The sequence below is a fragment of the Haloarcula sebkhae genome, assembly GCF_014647415.1.
GTDB classification, from domain to species: Archaea; Halobacteriota; Halobacteria; order Halobacteriales; family Haloarculaceae; genus Haloarcula; species Haloarcula sebkhae.
Genome location: NZ_BMPD01000001.1, coordinates 685,558 through 710,102 on the forward strand (window position 1 = coordinate 685,558; position 24,545 = coordinate 710,102).

General features: G+C 63.2%; 29 protein-coding genes and 2 tRNA genes. 18 read left to right on the forward strand and 13 right to left on the reverse strand.

Features of this window, described 5'->3' with window-relative positions; translation table 11 throughout:
* Window positions 1–8: 8 nt before the first annotated feature.
* From IEY38_RS03600 to IEY38_RS03630, 7 genes are all read right to left on the reverse strand, one after another.
* A complete protein-coding gene (locus IEY38_RS03600) occupies window positions 9–254 on the reverse strand; it encodes a DUF7470 family protein (RefSeq protein WP_004590621.1) in 246 nt (81 codons plus the stop codon).
* Window positions 255–292: 38 nt separating this feature from the next.
* Window positions 293–703, reverse strand: coding sequence for an SCP2 sterol-binding domain-containing protein (locus tag IEY38_RS03605; protein ID WP_188975402.1), 411 nt, complete (start codon window positions 701–703; stop codon window positions 293–295).
* A 117-nt stretch (window positions 704–820) separates the two neighbouring features.
* The gene (locus IEY38_RS03610) at window positions 821–1,543 is read right to left on the reverse strand and encodes an ABC transporter ATP-binding protein (RefSeq protein ID WP_008307449.1); all 723 of its coding nucleotides are present in this window, start codon (window positions 1,541–1,543) and stop codon (window positions 821–823) included.
* Complete coding sequence (locus IEY38_RS03615) at window positions 1,540–2,352, reverse strand: ABC transporter ATP-binding protein (protein WP_005537089.1); 813 nt, start codon at window positions 2,350–2,352, stop codon at window positions 1,540–1,542. The genes IEY38_RS03610 and IEY38_RS03615 overlap by 4 nt, the downstream gene beginning before the upstream one ends.
* Window positions 2,345–3,454 (reverse strand): branched-chain amino acid ABC transporter permease, encoded by a 1,110-nt coding sequence (locus IEY38_RS03620; RefSeq protein ID WP_005537088.1) that lies wholly within the window; start codon window positions 3,452–3,454, stop codon window positions 2,345–2,347. Before IEY38_RS03620 ends, IEY38_RS03615 begins: the two co-directional genes overlap by 8 nt.
* Window positions 3,451–4,368 (reverse strand): branched-chain amino acid ABC transporter permease, encoded by a 918-nt coding sequence (locus tag IEY38_RS03625; protein ID WP_005537086.1) that lies wholly within the window; start codon window positions 4,366–4,368, stop codon window positions 3,451–3,453. The genes IEY38_RS03620 and IEY38_RS03625 overlap by 4 nt, the downstream gene beginning before the upstream one ends.
* Before the next feature lie 31 nt (window positions 4,369–4,399).
* Window positions 4,400–5,695, reverse strand: a complete 1,296-nt coding sequence (locus tag IEY38_RS03630) for an ABC transporter substrate-binding protein (protein WP_188975404.1) — start codon at window positions 5,693–5,695, stop codon at window positions 4,400–4,402.
* A gap of 140 nt (window positions 5,696–5,835) precedes the next feature.
* On the opposite strand from IEY38_RS03630, the gene IEY38_RS03635 reads away from it, so the two are divergent.
* Together IEY38_RS03635 and IEY38_RS03640 are read left to right on the forward strand one after the other, a co-directional pair.
* Entirely contained in the window at window positions 5,836–6,807 is a 972-nt protein-coding gene (locus IEY38_RS03635; protein ID WP_188975406.1) for a proline racemase family protein, read from the forward strand.
* Window positions 6,808–6,878: 71 nt separating this feature from the next.
* Window positions 6,879–7,715, forward strand: a complete 837-nt coding sequence (locus IEY38_RS03640) for a proline dehydrogenase family protein (protein WP_188975408.1) — start codon at window positions 6,879–6,881, stop codon at window positions 7,713–7,715.
* A gap of 1 nt (window position 7,716) precedes the next feature.
* Here the strand turns inward: IEY38_RS03640 and IEY38_RS03645 are convergent, their stop codons facing one another.
* Window positions 7,717–8,433 carry a helix-turn-helix domain-containing protein gene (locus tag IEY38_RS03645; RefSeq protein WP_170096795.1) on the reverse strand — a complete coding sequence of 239 codons (717 nt, stop codon included), beginning with the start codon at window positions 8,431–8,433 and terminating at the stop codon, window positions 7,717–7,719.
* Between the two features lie 189 nt (window positions 8,434–8,622).
* Here IEY38_RS03645 and IEY38_RS03650 point away from each other — a divergent pair, with 189 nt between their 5' ends.
* From IEY38_RS03650 to IEY38_RS03680, 8 genes are all read left to right on the forward strand, one after another.
* A complete protein-coding gene (locus IEY38_RS03650) occupies window positions 8,623–10,146 on the forward strand; it encodes an aldehyde dehydrogenase family protein (RefSeq protein ID WP_188975410.1) in 1,524 nt (507 codons plus the stop codon).
* Window positions 10,139–10,267, forward strand: coding sequence for a hypothetical protein (locus IEY38_RS21605; protein ID WP_268238734.1), 129 nt, complete (start codon window positions 10,139–10,141; stop codon window positions 10,265–10,267). The genes IEY38_RS03650 and IEY38_RS21605 overlap by 8 nt, the downstream gene beginning before the upstream one ends.
* 122 nt (window positions 10,268–10,389) lie before the next feature.
* Complete coding sequence (gene eif1A / locus IEY38_RS03655; RefSeq protein ID WP_004516096.1) at window positions 10,390–10,677, forward strand: translation initiation factor eIF-1A; 288 nt, start codon at window positions 10,390–10,392, stop codon at window positions 10,675–10,677.
* A 42-nt stretch (window positions 10,678–10,719) separates the two neighbouring features.
* Window positions 10,720–11,655: a serine/threonine-protein kinase Rio1 gene (gene rio1 / locus IEY38_RS03660; RefSeq protein WP_188975413.1), complete on the forward strand. Its 936-nt coding sequence runs from the start codon at window positions 10,720–10,722 to the stop codon at window positions 11,653–11,655.
* A 274-nt stretch (window positions 11,656–11,929) separates the two neighbouring features.
* A complete protein-coding gene (locus IEY38_RS03665; protein WP_188975415.1) occupies window positions 11,930–12,979 on the forward strand; it encodes a PAS domain-containing sensor histidine kinase in 1,050 nt (349 codons plus the stop codon).
* 230 nt (window positions 12,980–13,209) lie between these two features.
* Window positions 13,210–14,343: a hypothetical protein gene (locus tag IEY38_RS03670; RefSeq protein ID WP_188975417.1), complete on the forward strand. Its 1,134-nt coding sequence runs from the start codon at window positions 13,210–13,212 to the stop codon at window positions 14,341–14,343.
* 118 nt (window positions 14,344–14,461) lie between these two features.
* Window positions 14,462–15,010: a KH domain-containing protein gene (locus IEY38_RS03675; RefSeq protein WP_004590591.1), complete on the forward strand. Its 549-nt coding sequence runs from the start codon at window positions 14,462–14,464 to the stop codon at window positions 15,008–15,010.
* Window positions 15,011–15,135: 125 nt separating this feature from the next.
* The gene (locus IEY38_RS03680; protein WP_170096791.1) at window positions 15,136–15,576 is read left to right on the forward strand and encodes an acyl-CoA thioesterase; all 441 of its coding nucleotides are present in this window, start codon (window positions 15,136–15,138) and stop codon (window positions 15,574–15,576) included.
* A gap of 72 nt (window positions 15,577–15,648) precedes the next feature.
* Here IEY38_RS03680 and IEY38_RS03685 read toward each other — a convergent pair whose 3' ends face one another.
* The 4 genes from IEY38_RS03685 to IEY38_RS03700 form a co-directional block, all read right to left on the reverse strand.
* A complete protein-coding gene (locus IEY38_RS03685; protein ID WP_004959237.1) occupies window positions 15,649–15,912 on the reverse strand; it encodes a hypothetical protein in 264 nt (87 codons plus the stop codon).
* A complete protein-coding gene (locus tag IEY38_RS03690) occupies window positions 15,909–16,145 on the reverse strand; it encodes a hypothetical protein (RefSeq protein ID WP_188975419.1) in 237 nt (78 codons plus the stop codon). The genes IEY38_RS03685 and IEY38_RS03690 overlap by 4 nt, the downstream gene beginning before the upstream one ends.
* Before the next feature lie 615 nt (window positions 16,146–16,760).
* A tRNA-Thr gene (locus IEY38_RS03695) sits at window positions 16,761–16,832 on the reverse strand.
* Window positions 16,833–16,899: 67 nt separating this feature from the next.
* A complete protein-coding gene (locus IEY38_RS03700) occupies window positions 16,900–17,556 on the reverse strand; it encodes a DUF7114 family protein (protein ID WP_188975421.1) in 657 nt (218 codons plus the stop codon).
* Between the two features lie 60 nt (window positions 17,557–17,616).
* Between IEY38_RS03700 and IEY38_RS03705 the strand changes: the two genes are divergently transcribed.
* Both IEY38_RS03705 and IEY38_RS03710 read left to right on the forward strand, forming a co-directional pair.
* Window positions 17,617–18,291 carry an enoyl-CoA hydratase/isomerase family protein gene (locus IEY38_RS03705; protein WP_188975423.1) on the forward strand — a complete coding sequence of 225 codons (675 nt, stop codon included), beginning with the start codon at window positions 17,617–17,619 and terminating at the stop codon, window positions 18,289–18,291.
* A 38-nt stretch (window positions 18,292–18,329) separates the two neighbouring features.
* Window positions 18,330–19,106, forward strand: a complete 777-nt coding sequence (locus tag IEY38_RS03710; protein WP_188975425.1) for a DUF3105 domain-containing protein — start codon at window positions 18,330–18,332, stop codon at window positions 19,104–19,106.
* A gap of 21 nt (window positions 19,107–19,127) precedes the next feature.
* On the opposite strand, the gene IEY38_RS03715 is transcribed toward IEY38_RS03710, so the two are convergent.
* Window positions 19,128–19,961 carry an NAD+ synthase gene (locus IEY38_RS03715; RefSeq protein WP_188975427.1) on the reverse strand — a complete coding sequence of 278 codons (834 nt, stop codon included), beginning with the start codon at window positions 19,959–19,961 and terminating at the stop codon, window positions 19,128–19,130.
* A 206-nt stretch (window positions 19,962–20,167) separates the two neighbouring features.
* On the opposite strand from IEY38_RS03715, the gene IEY38_RS03720 reads away from it, so the two are divergent.
* From IEY38_RS03720 to IEY38_RS03745, 6 genes are all read left to right on the forward strand, one after another.
* A tRNA-Gly gene (locus IEY38_RS03720) sits at window positions 20,168–20,238 on the forward strand.
* 520 nt (window positions 20,239–20,758) lie between these two features.
* Window positions 20,759–21,766 carry an AAA family ATPase gene (locus tag IEY38_RS03725; protein ID WP_188975429.1) on the forward strand — a complete coding sequence of 336 codons (1,008 nt, stop codon included), beginning with the start codon at window positions 20,759–20,761 and terminating at the stop codon, window positions 21,764–21,766.
* A 182-nt stretch (window positions 21,767–21,948) separates the two neighbouring features.
* Window positions 21,949–22,257 (forward strand): 30S ribosomal protein S24e, encoded by a 309-nt coding sequence (locus IEY38_RS03730; RefSeq protein WP_004516108.1) that lies wholly within the window; start codon window positions 21,949–21,951, stop codon window positions 22,255–22,257.
* Entirely contained in the window at window positions 22,258–22,392 is a 135-nt protein-coding gene (locus IEY38_RS03735) for a 30S ribosomal protein S27ae (protein WP_004590578.1), read from the forward strand. It begins immediately after the preceding gene.
* Between the two features lie 9 nt (window positions 22,393–22,401).
* The gene (locus IEY38_RS03740; RefSeq protein ID WP_188975431.1) at window positions 22,402–24,063 is read left to right on the forward strand and encodes a bifunctional N(6)-L-threonylcarbamoyladenine synthase/serine/threonine protein kinase; all 1,662 of its coding nucleotides are present in this window, start codon (window positions 22,402–22,404) and stop codon (window positions 24,061–24,063) included.
* A 201-nt stretch (window positions 24,064–24,264) separates the two neighbouring features.
* Entirely contained in the window at window positions 24,265–24,540 is a 276-nt protein-coding gene (locus tag IEY38_RS03745) for a DUF5808 domain-containing protein (RefSeq protein ID WP_005537058.1), read from the forward strand.
* Window positions 24,541–24,545 lie beyond the last annotated feature (5 nt).

Genomic DNA, 24,545 nt, shown 5'->3' on the forward strand with positions numbered 1-24,545 from the left:
TCCTCGTCTCAGGGCATCCCGTCGCCACCCATGCCGCCACCGCCCATGCCGCCGCCACCCATCCCGCCCATGCCGCCACCGAGGCCGAACGCGCCGAGCAGGCTCGTGACGAGCCCGTAGACGACCAGTCCGAGACCGCCGACGACCAGAGCGATACCGACGGCGACGATAGGTGCCTTCCACGCGACCAGACCGATGCCGGCGAGCAACACGACGATGCCGCCGATACCAACCGCACCGAGTTTGTCGAGCATACCCGTGTAGGCCAAGCGGGCAGACAAAAGCCCGTCGGTCAGTGCTCGAACTCGGTGTCGACGTTCTGTGCCGCCGCGACCATCTCGGCGATGGTGTCCTGCCGGCGAAGCAGCCGCATCGTGTCGCCTTCGACGTCAAAGGTTCCGTCCATCGCGGCGGCGGAGATGTCCAGATCGCCCTGCAGCATCGTGACCCACTGGCTGTAGGGGCCACGGAACGCGAAGTCGTAGTCGGGGTCCGCGACCGTCCCAGCGGCGGTACAGACGCCGTCTTCGATGACGACGGAGAACTGTATCGGTTCGCCGGAGTAGGCGTCGTCAGCACGGATTTCGAAACAGAACGCAGCAGTGAAGCCGTCGGCGCTGTCAGCGAACGCGGCCCGCTCGTTGATCCGGTCGCGCCACGCCGCAGCCCAGTCATCGGCTTCCGTCGGCAGCGTCACAGTCATTGACAGGCGGTATGCAAGGGGGGCTTTTCTGTGTTGCCTTGTCCTTTCGAGTGCAACACCCGGGAAATCGTCGCTGTGGCTCCGCGCCGAGTGCGAGGAAAACAGCGAAACGTGGCCTCAGCGGCGCGATTCGCCGCCGAGATACAGCCGAGACACCTCGGGGTCGTCGAGCAGCGAGTCGGCCTCGCCCTCGAACTTGACCGTCCCCTGGTCGAGGACGAACCCACGGTCTGAGATGCCCAGTCCCTCGCGGGCGTTCTGCTCGACCATCAGGATGGACGTGCCCAGTTCGTTGACCGTCTCTACGTCGTCGAACACTTCCTTGGCCGTGTTGGGAGCCAGCCCGGCACTTGGCTCGTCGATGAGCAACACGTCGGGCTCCATCACGAGCGCGCGGGCGAAGGCCAGCACCTGCCGCTGGCCGCCCGAGAGCGTCTTGGCGTTCGCAGTACGCTTGTCGTCGAGGATCGGGAACCGGTCGTACAGTTCGGCCACGACCTCGTCGAGGCCGCCGTCACGAGCGACTCCGCCCATCCGGAGGTTCTCGTCGATGGTCAGCGAGCCGAACACGTTCTCGGTCTGTGGGACGTAGCCGACGCCGATACGGACGATGTCTTCGGGGGCCATCCCGCCGATTTCGCGGTCGCCAAGCCGGACCGATCCGGTCCATGGCTCCAGCATGCCGAACACCGTCTTGAGGACGGTGGACTTGCCGGCCCCGTTCGGACCGACGAGGCAGGCGATCTCCCCCTCGCCGAGCGTTAGCGAGAGGTCATCAAGCACCTGCACTTCACCGTAGCCGCTGTCGACGCCGTCGACGGTGAGGATGGGGTCGGTCATTCCGACGGCCCTCCCAGATAGGCATCGATGACACGCTCGTCGCTCCGGACCGCCTCGGGCGGCCCCTCGACGAGGACACTCCCCTGATTGAGGACGATAATGGGGTCGGCCAGCCGCATGATGAAGTTCATGTCGTGTTCGATGATGAGGAAGGTGATCCCCTCCTCGTTGAGTTCCTCGATGAACCCGGCGAGTTTGTCGGCTAGCACGGGGTTGACACCGGCGACAGGCTCGTCGAGGAGCAGCAGATCGGGTTCGGCCATCATTCCGCGGGCCAGTTCGACCAGTTTCATCTGTCCGCCCGAAAGATCCGTCGCAGGCTGGGTGGCCAGATCACCGATCTCGAACCGTTCGAGCATCTGCTGGGCCTGTTCCAGCGAGCGCCGTTCCTCCTGTTCGACGGTACTTGGCGATGTGAACAACGGGATTATCGATTCCCCGGTCTGGTTGTGTGGCCCCACAAGCAGCGCCTCCCGGACGGTCATCCCCTCCGGTTTGCGCGGCGTCTGGAACGTCCGGATCATCCCCTGATCGGCGATCTCGTGGGGCTTCTGGCCGGTCACGTTGACGCCGTTGACTGAGACAGAGCCCGCATCGGGCTCGTAGAAGCCCGAGACGAGGTTGAACAGCGTCGATTTGCCGGCTCCGTTCGGGCCGATGAGGCCCGTAATCGTGCCGCGTTCGACCTCGATGGACGCGTCGTCCGTCGCCACGAGGCCGCCGAAGCGTTTCTCCAGTCCCTCAGCCCGAAGTACCGGGTCGGTCTTCCCGAGAACGGGGCCGTCGGAGACGAGCGACTGCTCACTCATCGCGACCGCCCCCCAGCGAGTCGGGCCAGATAAGTTCGCGCTCCGGCGGGAGAATCCCCTCCGGGCGGAGCCTGACGATGAAGATGATAAGTAGGCCGACCAGCATGAGTCGAAGCGGTGCGGCACCGATGGGTAGCGCGCCGGTGTCGGTCATGAACCGGGTTCCCTGCTGGATGGCGACGATGGTGAACCCGCCCAGCATCGCGCCGCGGTCGCTGCCAGTGCCGCCGAGGATGACGGCGACCCAGACGTAGAACGTCGTGATCGGCTGGAGGTCCTGCGGGCTGACGAACAGCACGAGGTGTGAGTAGAACACGCCCGCGAGCGCCATGATGAGGCTCCCGATGACGAACGCCTGCATCTTGAACGCGAACGTGTTTTTGCCAAGCGTCTCCGCGAGGTCCTCGTCGGTCCGGATCGTCCGCAGGACGCGGCCCCACGGCGACTGGTGAATCCGCCGGAGGAACAGATAGACGGCCGCGACGATGACCGTGACGAGGACGACGTTCAGGAAGCTGGTGACGACCGATTGGCTCATGTTGAACACCGGCGTCCCGCCCGCGTAGAAGACGTACGGGTAGGTCAGGTCGCCGAGCACGGGCCAGTCGGAGAAAAACAGCGGGATGCCGGTCAAGCCGGCGCTGCCCGCCGTCCACTGCGATTCGTTGAGGATGAAGATACGGACGACCTCTGCAAGACCCAGCGACGCGATTGCGAGGTAGTCGTCGCGGAGCTTCAGCGTCGGGTAGCCGATGATGACCGCGAGCACCGCAGCGAGGGCGAGACCGCCGAACAGTGCGATGACGGGACTGACGCCGCCGGAGATCGGCGAGCCGGACGCCGTCAGCAACGCGGTCCCGTACGCGCCGAGGCCGAAGAACGCCGCGACGCTGAAGTTGATCATGCCACCGTACCCCCACTGGACGTTCAGCCCCATCGAGAGGAGCATGTACATCGCCGACAGCCCGACGAGATACAGCAGGTACGCCGGGGCGAGGAAGCCGGTGACGACCGCAATGAGCAGGAGTGCGCCAAGCGCGCCGAGCAGTCCCACGACGCCCTTTTCGCGGGGCGAGTACGCACCGACATCGAGCGTGCTCATGTCATATCACCTGCGATGCCGCGGGGCCTGACAAGCAGGACCGCGACCATGATGACGAACGCGACAGCCGGCGCGTAGGCGTTGCTGATCGGAAGGCCGACATCACTGAGCAGCGGCGTCAGTTCGTGGAGCATCCCGATGAGTAGGCCACCGAGCATCGCCCCGTACACCGAGCCGATGCCGCCGAGGATGACCGCGGCGAACACGACCAGCAGAATGTTGAAGCCGATGCGCGGGTCGAGCTGGCTGTACAGCGCGAGGAAGACGCCGCCAGCGGCGGCCAGCGCACTTCCGACGACCCACATGACGAGAATGACGCGGTCGGTTCGGATACCGCTCACGCGTGCGAGGTCGGGGTTGTCAGCCGTCGCGCGCATCTTCCGACCAAGCGTCGTCCGCTGGAGCAGGAGATGCAGGCCGGCGACGAGGACCGCCGCGCTGACGATGATCGCCACGTCCCGCTGTGTCACTGCGACATCGAGCGTGTCCAGCAGCAGCGGAATCGGACCGCTGCGGCGGATGTCGTACTGTAGAAAGTCCGTCCCGAAGGACGCCTGTAGCACCGCGCGGTAGACGAACGCCACACCGATGCTCGTGATGAGCAGCCCGATCGAGTCCGTATCGAGGGGCTTGTACACGAGAATATGAGTGAGGACGGCGACGATCGCTGCGAGCGCCATCCCGACCGCAAGGGCCAGAAAGAACCCGATCGGGAGACCGAGAACAGTGCCGCCGAGACCGCCGAACACGCCGAACGCGACGAACGCTCCGTAGGCACCAAGCGTCATCGTATCGCCGTGTGCGAAGTTCGCGAAGTCGGCGATGCTGTAGACCAGCGAGAGCCCGATACTCCCGAGGATAATGATACTACTGAAAACGAGCCCGTTTGCCAGGTACTGTAATATCTGCGCCATTGGTAAAAATGGGGAAAGGGTTGTGGCTGCGTTAGCCCTCGATGAAGCCGGCGGGTTCGTACGCGTGGTCTACGACTTCGAACACCTGCAGCAACCCAACGGGGTCACCGTTCTCGTCGAGGTCGATGGGGCCGCTCACGCCGGTGTAGTCCACGTCCGACGGCGAGCCACCGTTTGCCAGAATTTCGTGCGCTTCCTCGTAGGTAGTCGCTTCCTCACCCTCGGGACGGGTCACGTCCCGGACGACTTCCATGAGCGCCGAGCCGGTGAATTCGTCGGCGGCTTCGATAGCGAGCGCGCTGACGACCACAGCGTCGTAGGCGTAGGCCGACCACGACGTGGGTTCTTCGCCGAAGCGCTCTTCGAACTCCGAGACGAACGCCTGGTAGTTCTCGGCGTCCTGCGGAACGCTCGGAACCACGGCCTTCATTCCATCGAGACTGCCCTCGGGAGCAGATTCGAGGACTTTCGGGCCCTTGACGCTGTCACCGCCGTACCAAGCGGCTTGGTCAGTGACACCCAGGTCGAACGCTTCCTGGGACATCGTCGCGAACTCCGGCTGGTAGGTGATGAACACCCACGCGTCAGCGTCGGTGTCAGACATCGATGAGATGGTGCTGCTGTAGGAGGACTGGCCCTGGTCGTGGGGTTCGTTGTAGACGATCTCCCCGTCGTAGGCCTCGATGAAAGCCTCACCGACGGACTGGCCGTAATCGTTGTTGATCCAGGCCAGCGCGGCGGACTCGTTGCCGTCCTCGTTGAGGAGCGACGAAATTGCCTCCGCCTGTGCCTTGCCGGCCGGCGGCATCCGGAGCAGGTCCGGGAAGTTCGTCAGGTTCGGGCTGGTGCTGTTCTGACTGATCTGGACGACGTCCGTGTTCTGGACGACGCTTTCGTGGATAGCCGTGCTGACGCCGCTCCCGACAGTACCGATGAGCAGCGGAACCTCTTCCTGATTGACGAGTGTCTGGGCTGCACTGACTCCACCCTGACTCGTACTCTGGTCGTCCTGCTGTGAGATCGCCAGTTCGCCGCCACTGACACCGACGGAGTTGATATCGTCAAGCGCGATTTCCTTGCCGCGCTGGTTCCGCTGACCGAACGCCGACAGTGAACCGGAGAGGCTGTCAACCATCCCGATGGTGTAGGTTTCGGATCCGGAGTCCGTCGAGGCATCCGTCGATTCGCCGTCCCCGTCACCGCCGTCACCACCGTCACCTTCGTCGGGAGCACCACCGGAACAGCCGGCGAGACCGACGAGTCCGGCACTCGCAGCGGCTTTGATTACGCTTCGCCTGTCAATCGAACGCGTGTCATGGTCGTTCATGGTATACTGATATCCTTTTTCGTAAGTCCCTGTATAACCCTGTCACCGTCCATGGTAGGCACCACGTTCTGGACAGCATACGAGAAGCCGTGAATTAATACTTCTGGAACGCGTTTGCCGTATAGAGTATCGCTACGGCTATGGAACAAACGGAGTTTACCACGGTAGACACGCATACGGGCGGGGAACCGACGCGCATCGTCCTCAACGGTATCGAAGCCGACACGCTCACCGGAGCGACCGTCCGGGAGAGACGCGACCGGTTCAAAGCCACGGCTGACGGCGTCCGGCAACTCCTCATGCAGGAGCCCCGTGGCCACGCGGACATGTTCGGGGCGGTCCCGGTGCCAACCGACCGGGCCGACCTTGGGGTGTTCTTCATGGACACTGATGGCTATCTGGATATGTGCGGCCACGGCCTCATCGGCGTCGTGACCGCACTCGTCGAACGGGGCGAACTTCCCGAGTCGCCCGAACTGACCGTCGAAACTCCCGCCGGACTGGTCGACGTAACAGTCGAGATAGCTGATGGCGTCGTCCGCCGCGTTGCGTTCGAAAACGTCGACAGTTACGTCTGTGAGACGGTTCCCGTCGAACAGGACGGCGTCCCGGTCGAGGCTCGTATCGTCTATGCCGGCAACTACTTTGCCGTCGTCGACGCTGACAGTCTCGGCGTCACGCTCGACAGCGAGGACGCCACGCAGTGTATCGACCCCGCACTGGACCTCCGGCGAGCAGTCAACGATGCCGCACCCGAGGACCCGGTCACCGGAGCGCCGGCGACCGTCTCTGCAGTCGAGCTCACCGCCAGCGGCGACGGCGACCGGAGCTGTGTGGTGTTTGCCGACGGCTCCGTCGACCGCTCCCCCTGCGGAACAGGCACGTGTGCGCGGTTGACGCTCCATCACGTCGACGGCGACCTCGCCGTCGGCGAGCGTGTCGAAGTGACTGGCCCGGTCGGGTCAGCGTTCGAGGGGTACATCAGCGACACCAGCGTCGACAACGGTATCACCGTGACCAGCCCGGTCGTTTCTGGCACAGCGCACATCACGGGCGAACACACGTTTTACCGGACCGACGACGATACGCTCGGCAGTTTCACGCTCGCTTGATTTCACCCCTCGAAGAATGATTTTTTTGGTAGGGGGTGCGTTTAGGCCCATATAGTGGCGTAGTTTCGATAATGATTCCGCCGATAGCGAACAACTTCGTCGCCGGGGAGACAGCGCCGGGAGCGCTCGACCACGTCGCTTCGCTCAACGACGACGATGTCAAGGGTATCCTAAATCTGCTTGGCGAACACTACGACGAGCGCCAGCCAGCCGACGAGGACGCAGACCAGTACATCGAGTTGATAGAGGAGATCGACAAGAGCGGGCTCGACTGCTGTATCTCAGTCAAGCCCTCACAGATCGGCCTCGACGTCGGCGACGACGTGTTCGTCGAGAACCTCGAACGCATCGTCGCGGTGGGTGACAACCACGATGTCTTCGTCTGGGTCGATATGGAGGACTACACCACGACCGACGTGACCCTCGACGCGTACGAGCGGCTCGTTACGGAACACGAGGGCGGCGTCGGCGTCTGTACGCAGGCAAACCTCAAACGGACGCCCGAGGACCTCGAACGGCTCGCGCCCCTCCCCGGGAAAGTCAGACTTGTCAAAGGTGCCTACTCCGAGCCCAAAGAGGTCTCCTACAAGAAGAAAGAGCGTGTCAATGAGGCCTATCGGGACTGTCTCGAACTGATGTTCGAGGAGTTCGAAGGTGGCGTCGCCGTCGGCAGCCACGACCCGGCGATGATAGACCACGCGAAGGAGCTCCACGACGAGTACGGCACCGACTACGAAGTGCAGATGCTGATGGGGGTCCGCGACGACGAACAGCGCGACCTCGCCGCCGAAGGCGTCCCGATGTGGCAGTACATTCCCTACGGCGACAAGTGGTTCTCCTACTTCTATCGGCGCGTCCGTGAGCGCAAGGAAAACGCGCTGTTCGCCGTCCGGGCCGTTCTGAGTTGAACTACTGGTCCGGGTCGAGGAGTTTCGCTTCTGCTTTCCGAAGGTGTTCGAGCAGCGTCGTCTTCGAAACGCCGAGTTTCGAGGCGAGTTCGCGCGTCGAGATACCACGCGGCCACGCGTAGTAGTCCTCCTGCCGGGCAAGTTCGAACGCTTCGCGCTGGCTATCCGAAAGCCGGTCCATCCGCCGGAGTTGCTTCGGATTGCCGCCACCGGCGGACGTGATTCGCGTGACTTCGATGTCGGCCGACTGCTCCTCGCGGATCTCGTCGAGGAGCGACTCGGCTTCGTCGCGGGAGTCCGGGAAAAACACCGGCCAGTGCTCGCGACCGTGCCGGACCCGAACCGGATCGTTGTGGATGAACCCGCGCGAGAGCAGGCTGTCGCTGATGGTGTTGTCCGGATCGTACTCGACGAACAGCTCCCGGGTCGTGTTGCCCGGCGACGAGCCTGTGCCAGTCGCGCCGTGGCGCTCGCGCAACTCCAGCACGGAGTCGGTCAGCGACGAATCACGAGTCGCGTCGATGAGGTCCTCGACGTCGCTAATACTGTCTGCGTAGGCGGTGAACAGACCCTTCACGCTGCCGTTCTGTGTGTTGTACACGCCGTGAGCCAGCAAACCAGCCGCCGTCTTGTCGGTCACTTCGAGCGTCCAGCAGTCAGGATGCCAGATGCTCAGGGTAAGCTGGAGTCCCCCGTGTTCTACTTGTGCTTCACTCATATTTGACGCCCTCCGTATGAAGGGGTGCTAAGGGTAGTCACGATATGGACGCAAATAAAGGTGCGGTTCATAAGGGGAACACCGACCATGGTAGATAATGTCGGGTTGTAGAGGATATCTCAGGTTATTGCCGGCCCCCTGACCATGGACGGTGGAACATATTGGTGGGGGACGCGTACAGTACCTACCATGAGTACAGACGACTCACGACGACACTACATCGACGGTGAATGGACGACAGGCACCGGCGACGAAACGTTCACAAGCCAGAACCCGGCCACGGGCGAGGCGCTCGCTTCGTTCCACCGCGGAACAGAAGCCGATGTCGACCGCGCACTGGCCGCAGCAGAGGACGCCTACGACGAGTGGCGCTCGCTCTCGCACATCGACCGCGCGGAATACCTCTGGGACATCTACCACGAGCTGCGTGACCGCCACGAGGAACTCGGCGAAATCGTCACCATGGAGTGTGGCAAGGAGATCAGCGAAGGGCTGGCCGACGTCACCGAGTCCTGGCACATGGTTGAGTGGGCCGCCGGCAACGCTCGCCACCCCCACGGCGACGTGGTCCCGTCGGAAATCGCCAGCAAGGACGCCTATATGCGGCGCAAGCCGAAGGGCGTCGTCGGCTGTATCACCCCGTGGAACTTCCCGGTCGCGATCCCGTTCTGGCACCTCGCAGTGACGCTGGTCGAGGGCAACACGGTCGTCTGGAAGCCCGCCGAACAGACCCCGTGGTGTGCCCACATCATCGCCGAGATGTTCGAGGACTCGGGCATCCCGGACGGCGTCTTCAACCTCGTGCAGGGCTACGGCGACGCCGGCAACGCCATCGTCGAGGACGACCGCGTCGAGACGGTCCTCTTCACCGGGAGCGCCGAAGTCGGCCACAAGATCGCCTCCAAGGTCGGCGGCGAGCCCGGCAAGATCGCCGCCTGCGAGATGGGTGGGAAGAACGCTGTCATCGTCACCGAGGAAGCCGATCTCGACATCGCCGTCCACTCGGCCGTGATGTCGAGTTTCAAGACGACCGGCCAGCGCTGTGTCTCTTCGGAGCGTCTCATCGTCCACGAGGACGTGTACGACGAATTCAAGAAACGCTTTGTCGACGTTGCCGAAGACATCGCCGTCGGCGACCCGCTGGAGGAAGACACCTTCATGGGGCCGCTCATCGAGGACGATCAGGTCGAGAAGTTCAAGCGCTACAACGACCTCGCCCGTGAGGAGGGCGCAAACGTGCTCGTCGACCGTGCCGACCTCGGTGCTGAGGAGATCCCCGAGGGCCACGAAGAGGGCCACTGGGTCGGCCCGTTCGTCTACGAGATCGACTACGACGAGGACCTGCGTTGCATCAACGAGGAAGTGTTCGGTCCCCACGTCGCGCTGCTTGAGTACTCCGGTGACTTCGACGAGGCGCTGGAGATGCACAACAGCGTCGACTACGGCCTCGCCGGCGCTATCATCTCCGAGGACTACCGCCAGATCAACCAGTTCCGCGACGAGGCCGAAATCGGCCTCGCCTACGGCAATCTCCCGTGCATCGGCGCGGAGGTCCACCTGCCCTTCGGCGGCGTCAAGAAGTCCGGCAACGGCCTCCCGAGCGGCCGCGAGGTTATCGAGGCCGTCACCGAGCGCACCGCCTGGACGCTGAACAACTCCAAGGACATCGAGATGGCACAGGGTCTGTCGGCGGACATCATCACCGATGAGTAAGTCCGTCCAGTCGCCGGAAGTCGGGTCCGTCTGTCCGCGCTGCTGCGGTGAGACGACGACGGCGAAAGGCATCGAGACCTGCACCGACTGCTCGTGGGTCGGCTGCCTCGGCGCTGACTGACGCGGCGACCGCGTTTTTCCGTACGGCCCCAGCGTCTGTCCCACACCGTGACGGGGGCCACGGACCGGGTTCACGGTCCAACTTTTCCAAACCTTAAACCTCTCCCCGTCGAAGTACCGTCTATGAGCGACAACGACAGCAGAAAGAACCTGCGGATGCCGGAAGAGGACGAGGTGTTCGCCGTCGTCATGGACATGCTTGGCGCGAACCGCGTCAAGGTACGCTGTATGGACGGCGTCGAGCGCACAGCCCGGATTCCGGGCAAGATGCAAAAGCGCATCTGGATACGCGAGGACGACGTGGTCCTCGTCGAACCATGGGACTGGCAGGACGAGAAAGCCGACATCACGTGGCGCTACGAGAAACAGGACGCCGACCAACTGCGTGAGGAGGGCCACATCCAGGAGTAGCCCGATTATGTATCTGGCCGCGCGCTCGACGGAGGCGCAAGCGTGACAGAGGGGCAGTTCGGCCTGCTCGACACGGACGATGTTGACTCCCCCGGTGACGAGTGGGAAGAGGTCGACGTCTCCGACACGGAAGCCGACCGCATCGCCCGCAAGCGGGACCGCGAGTTCAGCGAGTTCCGCGAGCGCATCAAGGACGCCGACCAGTTCAAAGTCGAGGCCAGCGTCTTCGACGATGCCACCTACGGCGCGCTGTACAAGCTCGTGCAGGACGGCCATATCGACGCCTTCGGCGGGCCGATATCGACCGGGAAAGAGGCCAACGTCTACACGGCGCTGTCGGGCGAGACAGAGGTCGCTGTCAAGGTGTACCGCATCAACGCCTCCGATTTCAAGGATATGCGGAGCTATCTCGACGGCGACCCCCGCTTCGAGGGAATCGGCTCTGACAAAAAGAAGGTCGTTACCGCGTGGGTCCGGAAAGAGTCGTCGAACCTCAAGCGCGCCCGCCGGGCCGGGGTCCGGACGCCGGAGCCCATCGCCGTCGAGCGGAACGTCCTCGTGATGGAGTATCTCGGAACCGAGGAAGGCCGTAGCAAACGTCTCAGCGAGGTCCACATAGAGAACCCCGAGACGGCCTACGAGGTCGTCAAAGAGTACACCCGCCGGCTGTACGACGCCGGCCTCGTCCACGGGGACCTCTCTGAGTACAACATCGTCTTCCATGAAGGGCAGTTGTACATCATCGACCTCGGGCAAGCGGTCACCATCCACCATCCCAACGCCGACGACTTTCTGGAACGGGACTGCCGCAACGTCGCGAACTTCTTCGCCAGACAGGGCGTCGACGCCACGCCGGAGGAATTGCTCGCGTACGTCCGAGAGTACGCGACGCCGAAAGACAAGACCGACACCGCGCCGGGCAGCGACGACGACGCCGTCCCGCAGGGGACGCCAGCCGACCGTCATGAGGACGAGTAACCACCAGCGTTCTGTTCGCTGATGAGTTTTGCGAGGAGGAGCCTTGTCGCTACGTAGACATGTGAATTGTAGCCATTCTCACCTATGGCACTGAGTTCCGGCAGACAAACCACACCACTCCGGCGTTGTTACCCGCTTCCTCACAACTCGTTTTGATCGTGAAAACCACAGTGTGTAAGTTGTTAGATTGAATATATCTCAGCATGAGTGATCTGTCACAGTGTTTCTCGTGCCGTGTGGGCCGGCACTGGCCTGGCCCGAGTAGGTGTGGCTGATGGACACCGACCCAGCAGACAGCAGTTCGGACCAGCAGACAGCACACAGTGACAGCTCGGTGTCTGAGCGCCTCATCGAGGGGCTATCCTCGCATGCAGTGTTCATGCTCGACACAGATGGCATCATCACGACGTGGCCCGAGCCGGCAGCGTCGCTGTACAGCTACGACCGGGACGCGACGGTCGGCCACCACGTCGACATGCTGTTTGCCGACCCCGAGGAGATGGAGACGACCGTCGAATCACTGCTGACGGAGGCGGCGAACGGCCCCGTCGAGACACAGCACTGGCATCGGCGGGCTGATGAGTCAGTGTTCTGGGCGACCCTCTCGCTCTCGCCGCTCGGAGACGGGGACCCCGAAGGGTTCGTCGCAGTCAGCCAGGATACGACGGAAAAGCACCAGTACGACAAGATGCTCGAACGCCAGAACGACCGGCTCAAGGAGTTCACCGATATCCTCGCCCACGATTTGAAGAGTCCGCTCAGCGTCATCTCTTCGCGGGTCGATCTGGCCCGCGAGACAGGTGACAAAGAACACCTCGATGCTCTCGAAGAGACGAGCGACAGGATGGCCCGTCTCGTCGAGGACCTGCTCCGCGTCGCGCGACAGGGAAACGTCGTTACCGACCCGGAGACAACGAACGTACGGGCCGTTGTTGACACTGCCTGGGAAGGGAGCGGCGAAAGCACCGAGCGAGCCACACTCCACTACGCGGACATCGGCGCAGTGAGCGCAGACGCCGACCGCCTCATCGAACTGTTCGAGAACCTCTTTCAGAACAGCATTCGGCACGGCGATGGGGCCGTTATCGTCAACGTCGGTCCGCTTGAGAACGGCTTCTACGTCGAAGACGACGGCCCGGGAATCCAAGCAGAAATCAAGGACGATGTGTTCGACCACGGCTTCACCACTGCCGAGGACGGGAGTGGCTACGGACTCTCGATTGTCCGGACCATCGCGGGCGCACACGGCTGGGACATCCTCGCCACCGACAGCAACACGGGCGGGGCACGGTTCGAAGTCACCGGTGTCGAGTTTCTGGGCTGACAGCAGGGTCGACAGCGCCCTGCTCGGTTACAGCGTCCATTTCTTGTCTCACCCATCGATTGCAGAGGGGGAGTCCACGTCCGCGCGCTCCTCGTGAGTGAGTGTCCCATAGAAGCAGAAGAGCAATAACCGATGGGGCAGTGATGCCCAACGACGAGAGACCGCCACGGCTACACGACCTCCGCCATCCACCTATGGGACGCCCTCCAACCCCCACGACCGGACGGATAGTGCCGCTCGTTGCCCTGCTCGGGATAGCCGCCCTTATTGCCGTCTCCGGAGTCGCCGCCGGCTTCAGCAACGCGGTACCTGATGAGACACACTCGGGGAGTACCACACACAGCCACGCCACCACAACCGAGGCAGCGACGCCACAGCCAGCGTGCTCGGTGCAAGACGAGCGCCCCGAGCCACCGGATACGGACTCGGAGTACCACTACCTCGATGGGCTTGGAGCCACGTCGACAACCAACTGGACCACCGGCGAAACCCTGCGTATCGGCGCAGACGGGGACTGTTCGCTCGGCGTCCGTGCCAACGACACCGCGACACTGACCGCGACGACAGTCAACACCAGTCAGGGCACTGTGACCGGCGTCGTCGACGTGGGTCGTGGCGGAGCGTTTCGGGTCGTCGAGCGCCCTGACGGAAACACCACGGCTTCGGTATCCATCCGGAATGTCGGTCGAGAGAATAACGACCGCGTCGACATCGTTTCGACGAACGAGAGCGGCGCAGTGGTGACATCCGAGCGCGTCACAGCTCCTACCGGTCGGTTCTTCGTGGTTGAAATCCAGTGGTATCCAAACGGGACCGCACAGGTCGCGCTGTGGGATACTGACCGGCAGCGCCAGCAACGCATGACCAGAACGGTCTCGACCAAGGCAGAAAACACCTCCTGGCAGGTCCAGCTTGACGGTCGGGCGTATCTCGACGAAATCGCGGTTGGGTCCCACGACACGGAGCCGACTGCCACCGAGGAGGCTGGCACCGGAGAGGCTGACCTCGAAGACAGCGAACAGTCAGCAGCGTCGCCTGTCCAGTCCACAGCCTCAGCGGCGCAGAGTGATGAAACAGGAACACCGGAAACCTTCAGTTACAATGTCGGTCCCGAGGACGGAGAGTCCGAGGACTCCCAGTCCGGCCTCTTTTTGGGTCCGCTCATCGCGATCGGTGGGGCGCTCATGTACCGGTATGCGTACGGCGTCACGAAGTTCAACGAACAGCTGGACGCCATCGGGAGCACAACCCGCTCTGGCGACGTCGAGCCCGCCGACTGGAACGTCATGCTTACAAAACTAGTCGGTACGGCCGGGAGTATATTCGGCCTCATCTGGTTCCTCACCACGGTATTGGGTGGCTGATCGGCCACATCTCGACGGTGATATGCAGTCCGTACCTGCCAACGGATGTGGCACGGTACCGGATACGCCAGACGCCGAAGTTTTAAACAGGCAGACCCTCCTACAGAGAGGTATACTTATGCAACACGTGAAGATTCCGCAGGACCGTATCGGTGTGTTGATCGGCGAGGGCGGTGAGACCATGCGCGAGATCGAGGAGCGCGCAGAGGTCCGACTGGATATCGATTCCGAGGACGGCACGGTGAAAGTCGAGTCCGTCGGCGATCCCGTGACGGCGCTGAAAGGCCCCGACATCGTGAAGGCTATCGGCCGCGGGTTCGCGCCCGACGACGCCCTGGCGCTCCTCGAGGACGACATGATGATGTTCGAACTCATCGACATCGAGGCCGCCTCCCGCAACAAGAACGACTTCCGTCGCCAGAAGGGTCGTCTCATCGGCGAGGGCGGCCGGACGCGGGAACTCATGCAGGAACTCTCCGGCGCGGCCGTGGTCATCTACGGGTCGACGCTGGGCATCATCGGCGGTCCGGAACAGGTCGACGCCGTGCGAGAAGCCGCTGAGATGATCCTCGACGGCGCGCCACACGGCTCCGTCTACTCGTTCCTCGAACGCAAACACAACGAGATGAAGCACAAGGGCCTCGAATACCACCAGTTCACCGGATAAGCCGGTAGTTCGACTGCGTGACTGGCGACTGCACGCCACGGCGACAGTATAAGCGCGTGCGGTCGCTGTCAGTCCTGCCACGGGCGCACCACACCGTTTTGCCGGAACAGGCTCTACGAGGAGGTATGCCGACCATCGCCGAGACGCACATCGTCAACCGCGAGCGCGTTCAGCCGACTCACGCGAACAACTATCAGAGCGCCCACGGTGGAATCGTCATGAAGTGGATGGACGAAATCGGCGCGATGTCGGCCATGCGGGCCGCCAGGGAGTCCTGCGTGACCGCACAGATGTCCCGCGTCGACTTCGAGCGCCCGATTCCCATCGGCGACACTGCCCTCATCGACTCCTATGCCTACGCTACGGGTCGAACCAGCGTCCGGGTCCGCATCGAGGTCGCCCGCGAGGAGCCACACACGGGCGAAACCGAGGAGACGACCAGCGCGTACGCCACCTTCGTCGCCGTCGACGACGGGAAACCGACGCCCGTCCCCGAATTGACCGCCGAAAGCGAGGAGTGCAAACGGTTGCGCGAGACAGCACTTGCAGAAGAGCCGGATCGGTAGCAGTCGACAACCGGTAGCACAACGTCACCGCCTGGCCACTAACTGCGGCTCTCTGTAGTCAAGTAGCGACTGCTACGGGGTTTCAAAGTAATCGAGCATATCCAGCACCGCGCCCATGATGAAGCTGATGACACTGATGACCAGAACAAGCCCAGTGAGAAGTGTCGAAATCGGTGGGTTCAGCAGAAACTGGAAGCCAGCGATAAATACGCAGGTAACCATCCCAACGACTAGGAGAAACGAGCCTGCGCTTGGGTCCTCACCGGTGAGAAATTCGAGGCCATTGAGGAAGCCCGACGTCTGTGGCTGTTGTTCCTCAACGACATCTTCACTCATTGGTCGGCCTCAGACTGTGCCGTCGCTGCCTCCTGAATAATCTGTACGAGATGCGATACCCAGAGTCCGCCCGTAAATCCGAAGAGGGCGGAGACGACGACAGCTTTGGTGAGGGTGCCAAGCGGAGAGGCGGCTGCTACCAGACAGAGCCCTCCGAAGAGGAGCATCATGCCGTACTGGATTCTTGTGTCGAGGTCAATGCGTGCAATGGTCTGTGTGAAGCTTGAGCTCATATGGCGGTGGTGGCTGGTCGGGACGCGATTACGCGGCGTTTGATACATGGTGTGAATCGACGGCAACACTTGGACAGTTAGCGTCCGCTTGGAGCAGCCGTTTGATTTCGTGGTGCGAAGTGAGGCCGCGGATGTGTGGGCCAGAAACCGATAAACTGGTCCGACTGTTTGTCGCCGCGGAGGGCGTAGAAATACAGCGTCAGCGCAACAGACGCCGGAGCGGCGGTCGCTTCAGCTTGCGAGGCCGCGTCTATCTTTCCCTGCGTGGCACTCACATGCAATGTTAGGCCTACTCCGGTATATCCCTTTGCAAGGGGTCAACAGAACTGGCGGCCTCAAATGTCCCCAGTCGGTCAACCGTCGGGATTGCAACTGCCACTAGCAACACCATCCACTTACGAACCAATAGGAGCCTGCGCGGTTGGTTCACTTGTAGAAGGCCTCAGCGGGACACACGCGGCGGGATTGCGCAGAGATGGGACTCCGCGAAACTCGTTCGTCGCAGAAAGCATAGGCTGGAATTTGAACCAAATATTCAAATCCCGGAGCAGTCTCTCACATCGACACGTGACGTGGCGCGACGAGACGCGCCACTTGCAGGTTGCTTCCGAGAAGAGCCTAGGCCGGAATTTGAATCCGGGGTCTCGTCCTTACCAAGGACGCGCTTTACCGCTAAGCTACCCAGGCACGCAACAGTGTGTATCCGGCAATTGTCTAAAGTCGTTTCGATTCAGGGCCGGTGTGTCGATTAGTCTCAGTGGTCGGCGGCGGCCTCGGTCCCGTCGCCGGATGGCTGTTCAGTTCCCGCGCGGGCCCGAAGGGCGTCGGCGACGTCCTCACCGAGCAGGTCGGCGTTCGACGGGAGGCCGTCAACGGCCAGTTCGGTCGCGTATTCGCGGAGCGTCGGGGTTGGTCGGATGCCGGCGGCAGTGACACCAGCGACCACGGCGAGCTCCAGAATGTCAGTTTCGAGCGCGGTGTCGAGGCTCTCGTCGTCAGTCGTCTGACGGACTGTCTGGTCGTGGCCGAACGAGCGGACGACAGAGACAGCGGCGTCGGCGGCTTCGGTCCTGGCGAGCAGGTAGAACCCACGCGAGACGAGGATATCGGCGATGAGGATATCCAGGTCGGCTGTGTCGCGGTCGCCGTTGACCCAGGGGTCGTCGTGGGCCAGTTGCCGGGTGAGCGAGAGCCCCTCGTAGATGAGTTGGACGCCAGCGGCTCGGTCAGCGACGCCATCAGCCAGATCAACCGGTGGGTCGCTGGTTGCGCCCGCGCTGACGAGCGTCAGGACGCCGGGGGCCAGCGACGCGTCGTCAAGGCGAGTGTCGATCCGCTCGTGAAGCCGGTCAGGCTCGACATCGTCGACTGCCGCCAACGCCGCTCGGCGAACTGCCGCCACTTCCTCCATTATGAGGGTCTAGCGACGGGAAGGGCAAAGACCTTTGGAAACCGCAGAGTCACAGGAGGCATGGTACAGACCACGAGCGGCGATGGTATCCGGACCCTGACGCTCGACCGACCCGACCAGCGCAATGCGCTCACCAGCACGGCGCTGCGTGACCTCGAGGCGGCAGTCGAGTCTGCGACCGAGCCAGTGCTGTATCTCCACGGCGCTGGCGAGGCGTTCTGTGCCGGCGCGGACCTAGATGAGGTCAAGGCTCTCGATTCAGAGAGCGCCGAGACGTTTGCGGCGCTGGGTCAGCGGGTCGCCCGGACGCTCGAATCCTACGACGGGGCGGTCGTCGCCGGTATCGATGGCGCGGCACGGGGCGGCGGCGTCGAACTGGCGCTGGCCTGCGATATCCGTGTCGCGACGCCAGATGCGACGCTGGCCGAAACAGGGGTCAAACTCGGCCTCTTTGGTGCGTGGGGCGGGACAGCGCGGCTCCCCGACATCGTCGGGACCGGCGACGCGCTCGACATCGCGCTCTCCGGCCGAACGCTCGACGCCGAGACGGCACAACAGATGGGGCTGGTTTCGCGGGTGACCACAGAGCCTCGAGGCGTCGCTGAGGAGTTGGCGGCCGTCGACGCGGACGCGCTTCGAATGTTAAAAGCACGGATACGCGACGACGCCGACAGGGAGACACAGGAGCGCCGCGAGCAGCAGGCCTTCGCAGACCTCAACGCAGAGATAGAGTAGGAAAGGGTACAAGACGACGCCTCGCATACGGGCCGCCAATGGTCGACTGTGAGTACTGCGCGGAATCGTTCGACGGCGACGACGCCTACCTTGACCATCTCGCCGACGCCCACGACGGCGAACTGGGCGCGATTGATCGACGGCGCGTCAAAGAGCATACCGGTGGCGAAGAGGGGAACGCCCTCCCGGTCGGGCCAATTGTTATCGGCGTCGTCGTGGTCTTCGCTATTGGGCTCACAGTGTACGTGACTCAGTTGAGCGGTGGTGACGGCGGCAGCGGAAGTGACGCGGACCTGGTCGGGACGACAGGTGCACAGCCGCTCTCCGCGGTCGAGGCCACCGGGGTCGAAGCGTCGTCACTGGACGAGACCGGCGACAGTGACCGACTGTCCAGTGTGGAGCAGTTCCCGGACCGGGGGAACAACCATGTCGAAGAAGGCAGTGCTATCGACTACCAGCGAGTCCCGCCACTCTCCGGGACACACTATGCGTCAACGGTGAGTGCAGGCTTCTACGAGGCGACGCCGCTGCTCGGTTCACTCGTCCATACGCTGGAACACGGCGCGGTCATCGTCTACTACGATCCCGACGAGATCTCGCCCGAAGCCAGAGAGAGCCTCCGGGAATTTTCCAGTGTTCATACCGGCACCTGGCGGAGCGTCGTTGCCGTTCCAAACCCCAAGGACGAACCACGGGCGACCTACGTCGTGACGGCGTGGCAGCACGAGCTACTGATGGATAGCTACGACGCCGAAACGGCCCATGCGTTCCTTTCGGAGTATCTGGGTCGTGGCCCGGAGAACCCGGTTCGCTAGCGACTGAAACGGGAAACAGACTCAGTACAGCGGGTCCGGACCCGGGGGCATGGCTCGCTTGTGGGCACTTGATTCGTACATCTCGCGGACAGTCTCGACGACGTCGAGCGGGACACCGAGCCGGTCCGCTGTCGCGGCTGCCGGAACACCACCGTCGATGTGCAGGGCGAGGATGGAGTCGAGCGTGTCGTAGTCCATCCCCATCTCGTCGGCGTCGGTCTGGCCGGCCCACATCTCGGCACTGGCAGTCTTCTCCGCGAGGTCATCGGGGACGCCGACGTGTTTCGCCAGCTGCCGGACCTGCTGCTTGTACAGCGCCGCGATAGGATGGCAGTCGACCGCACCGTCGCCGTACTTCGTGTAGTAGCCGACCAGCGCCTCGCTACGGTTCCCGGTGCCCAGAACCAACGCCTGCTCGTGGTTGCCAACGAGGTAGTTCAGTACCGCCCGACAGCGAACCCGGAGGTTGCCGACGGCGAGCTGGTCTCCCTCTGCCTCGGGGTAGGCGTCGAGGAACGCGTCGACCAGCGGGTTGATCTCGATGACGTCGTATTCGATGCCGAGCAGGTCGTTGGCCACCCGCTCGGCGTCGCTCATGTTATCCGCACGGTTGACTTCGCTGGGCATTACGAGTCCGTGAACGGCGTCACGGCCGAGCGCTTCGACGGCCAGATGCGAGACGAGCGTACTGTCGATGCCGCCCGAGAGCCCCATGACCACCGTGTCGACACCGGCGGCGTCGACCTGTTCCTGAATAAACGAGGTGATATGGTCGCGGTTCGCCTCCAACTCAGCCTCGGAGAACGTCAGGTTCAGCGGCTCATCGGCACGGACAATGGATTCGGCCGTTGCCATATTCTCTAGTTGGACGGACGGAACTAATACCCATCTATCGACGTGATATTTTCGGACACGCGTCCAGTCAAAACGCTACGTTCAAGTGCAGTCGCTGTTGACAGTTCGGTACGGGGTTCGCAGGTCCGACCGACCTGCAGTCTACCACAGCGCGCCGATGGTGAGCGATTCCGCAGGAATCGCGAGCCACGGTGCGACTGCAACGAGCGCCGGTGGTCCAGTGGTAGGACATTGCCTTCCCAAGGCAATAGCCCGGGTTCAATTCCCGGCCGGCGCACTCCCTGCGGTCGTTTGCCGCCCGATGTTCGCGAACGCGCTGCGTTCGCTCACTCCCGGCCGGCGCATTTTGCTGCGAGTAATTCGCGAGCAGTAAATGCAGTCGGAAGTCTCCACTCACAGACCATACAGCTCCGGCATCGCAAATCGTAGCGACATGATTCTAGGTACGTAGAACGAATAGTTATATGAAAAGAATGTGTAGTGAGTTAACGTATGCCGCGACCATCCACTCGGCCCCAAAATCCCTTCCGGGAATGTAAGAAGTGCGACGAGCCGGTAATCAAAACGGACGACGAGGAGTTCGAGTGCGTGGAATGCGGTTGGCAGCCAGCCGAGGACAGTCTGCTCTCCTAAGCGAGGATCGAGGACTGCCGGTCTCAGTGTGTCGGTCGCTGTTGGATCTCGGTCGTGAGAGGGGTCACCGAACGCGCCGCTACTGTCCCATAGGTACCAGCGGGTAGTGTGAGCCCGCGGACCGCGGGATACTTGTCGGGGCCGGGCATACCCAGTGCCAACAGATGGACGCGCCGCTGTGGACGGAGACACACGCCCCGGAGTTGTCGGAGATCCGCCAGCCGAAGGCCCGCGAGCACCTGCAGGGAGCCATCGAGGAGCCGATGAACCTCCTGGTCCACGGGCCAAAAGGGAGCGGGAAGACGGCCGCCGTCCGAGCCTTTGCCCGAGAGGTCCACGAGAACCCCGACGCGGACTTCACCGAACTCAACATGGCCGACGTGTTCGGGATGACAAAAAAGGAAGTCGCCAACGACCCGCGGTTCGCGTCGTTCATCGACAGCAAGCGACGGCGCAAGTCCTCGAAGGCCGATCTCATCAATCACGTTCTCAAAGAGTCCGCCAGCTACTCGCCGGTATCTGGTAGCTACAAGACTATTCTGCTCGACAACGCCGAGGGGATGCGCGAGGACTTCCAGCAGGCGCTGCGTCGGGTGATGGAGCAGTACTACGAGGCGACGCAGTTCGTCATCGCGACGCGTCAACCTTCGGCGGTCATCCCGCCGATCCGCTCGCGGTGTTTCCCGGTCGTGATGCGCGAGCCGACCCATGAGGAAACGGCGTCGGTGCTTGAGGATATCGTCACTGCGGAGAGCGTCGACCACGACGAGGAGGGCATCGAGTACGTCGCCGGCTACGCTGAGGGGGACCTCCGGACGGCAGTGCTGGCCGCCCAGACGACCGCCGAAGCCGAGGGCGAGGTGACGATGGACGCCGCCTTCGAGACGCTGAACGCCGTCGAAGCCGACGATCAGGTCGAACAGATGATCGACGCGGCCGAAGAGGGGCGCTTTACCGATGCCCGGTCGACGCTCGACGACCTACTCGTCGACGAAGGGTACGGCGCGTCCGACATCCTCGACGACATGCTGGCAGTGGCCCAGTCACGCTACTCCGGCGACCGACTGGCCGAGATCCACAAGATGGCCGGCGAGACGGATATGGCGCTCGTCGACGCGGCCAACGAGCGAATCCATCTCTCACACCTCCTCGCACAGCTGGGCGAGCAGTAGGGAGGTTCCAGCCGCTATTGCTCTGGAAGTGCTGTACCGGGCACAGCTAACCGCTACAGCACGTTCCCGTCCTATCGCCGAATCGCTGCACGGCACGGCAACACGGAATCGCGGACGGAGACGGCGTCAGCCGCTTCGAAATCCTTTTACGCGCTTCGGCGGGTAGATACGGACAACGAACCATGGATATCGACATCATCGAAGAAGACGAGAATCCCATGTTGCACCGCACGGACGTCCGGTTCGAGGTCGTCCACGACGAAGCCACCCCCTCCCGTCTCTCTGTCCGCGACTCTCTTGCGGCCACGCTGAACAAGGATGCCGAGGAAGTCGTCATCCACAAGCTCGACACCAAGTTCGGCATGCGGAAGACGGTCGGCTACGCGAAGGTCTACGACAACCCCGAGTACGCCCGCGACGTCGAGCAGGACCACATGCTCGAACGCAACAAGATCGTCGCCGACGGCGAAGAGGAAGCGGAGGAAGCATAGATGCCACACAACGAGTACTACAGCGACGACGGCGAACTCGACCGTGAGACCTGCCCCCGGTGCGGTGACACCGTCCTCGCCGAGCACGAGGACCGCCAGCACTGCGGCAAGTGCGGCTACACCGAGTGGAAGTAAGGCCACCCGATGCGTATTCTGGGTATCGAAGGTACCGCCTGGGCAGCCAGTGCTTCGGTGTTTGAAACACCGGACCCAGCGCAGGTAACCGACGACGACCACGTTTTCATCGAAACTGACGCGTACGCGCCAGACAGCGGCGGCATCCACCCGCGCGAGGCCGCTGAACATATGGGCGAAGCCATCCCGACCGTCGTCGAGACGGCCATCGAACACGCACACGAGCGAGCGGCCGCTGGCGGGGCGGACGGGAGCGGCGAAACCGGTGCGCCAATCGATGCCGTCGCCTTCGCTCGCGGCCCGGGACTTGGGCCCTGTCTGCGTATTGTCGCCACAGCCGCCCGGGCAGTCGCCCAGCGCTTCGACGTGCCGCTCGTCGGTGTGAACCACATGGTCGCCCACCTCGAAGTGGGCCGCCACCGCTCGGGCTTCGATTCGCCGGTGTGCCTGAACGCCTCCGGCGCGAACGCCCACATCCTGGGCTATCGAAACGGCCGGTACCGCGTGCTGGGCGAGACGATGGACACCGGCGTCGGCAACGCTATCGACAAATTCACGCGCCACATCGGCTGGTCTCATCCCGGCGGACCGAAGGTCGAACAGCACGCTTGCGACGGGGAATACCACAAGCTGCCCTACGTCGTCAAGGGGATGGACTTCTCGTTTTCGGGTATCATGAGCGCCGCCAAGCAGGCCGTCGACGATGGCGTCCCAGTAGACGACGTCTGTCGCGGGATGGAGGAGACCATCTTCGCGATGTTGACGGAAGTCTCCGAGCGGGCGCTGTCGCTGACCGGGGCCGACGAACTAGTGCTCGGCGGCGGCGTCGGCCAGAACGACCGCCTCCAGCGGATGCTCGGCGAGATGTGCAAGCAACGCGGAGCAGAGTTCTACGCTCCGGAAAACCGCTTCCTGCGGGACAACGCCGGGATGATAGCGATGCTCGGCGCGAAGATGTACGCGGCCGGCGACACCGTCGCCATCGAGGACTCGCGCATCGACTCGAACTTCCGGCCCGACGAGGTAGCCGTCACCTGGCGCGGTACCGAGGAGTCGGTGGACAGCTACAGGATGGGAGGCGACGAAGTTCAGGGCGCGGAGGCGACCGTCCGCTTTGACGGCGACCGGGTGATCAAGGAGCGCGTGCCGCGGAGCTACCGCCACCCGACGCTGGACGAGCGCCTCAGGATTGAGCGGACCCGGCAGGAAGCCCGGCTCACCAGCGAGGCGCGCCGCAACGGCGTCCCGACGCCGCTGGTTCGGGATGTCGACCCCAACGAATCGCGCATTGTCTTCCAGCGCGTCGGCGACACAGACCTCCGCGAAGGGCTGTCCGAGTCGCGCGTCGCAGACGTGGGCCGCTGGCTCGCTCGCATCCACGACGCCGGCTTCGTGCACGGCGACCCGACGACGCGGAACGTCCGGGTGGGTGGCCGTAGCGGACAGGCGGACCGAACATTCCTCATCGACTTCGGCCTCGGGTACTACACGCAGGAGGCCGAGGACCACGCGATGGACCTCCACGTCCTCGCTCAGTCGCTCGCCGGGACCGCGGACGACCCCGAGGCGCTGCTGTCGGCCGCTGAAGACGCCTACCGGACTGAGAGCGGCCACGCCGACGCGGTGTTCGCCAGCCTCGACGACATCGAGGGTCGAGGTCGGTATCAGTAGGGCTGTGCGGTAGCAGTATGGTTGGTATCCGGCGGCTTCGCCGCCGGTTCTCCGGAATCGCCACACGGTGGCGATTCCGGCCTTTTTCGCCCACGTTTTTGCAAGCGGGGGTGCCCGCAGGCCGCCTTGCGGCCGAGGACACCCCTCGCAGCAAAAAGGTGGTGGACAAATGGTTTAACCTCGGCCCGAGTAGAACGCAGTATGGCAGAAAAACCCCAGTCGGGAACGTTGTTCGGCGTGCCGTACAACTTCGAACGACCGAGCCTCAAGCGGTTGGTGTCGGCCTATTGGAAGCCGGGCGACGACATGCTGGTCGAGAAGCCGTTCGGCATCGGCTACACGCTGAACCTGGCGAACTGGCGCTCGTGGGTCGTGCTGGCGGTCGCCGGCGTGATGCTGTATCTCGAACGCGGCGGCAGCAGCGAGGAGTTCGACTCCGAGAGCGAGGACGAACCGGTCGAAGTCGTCGTCGACTGACAGCG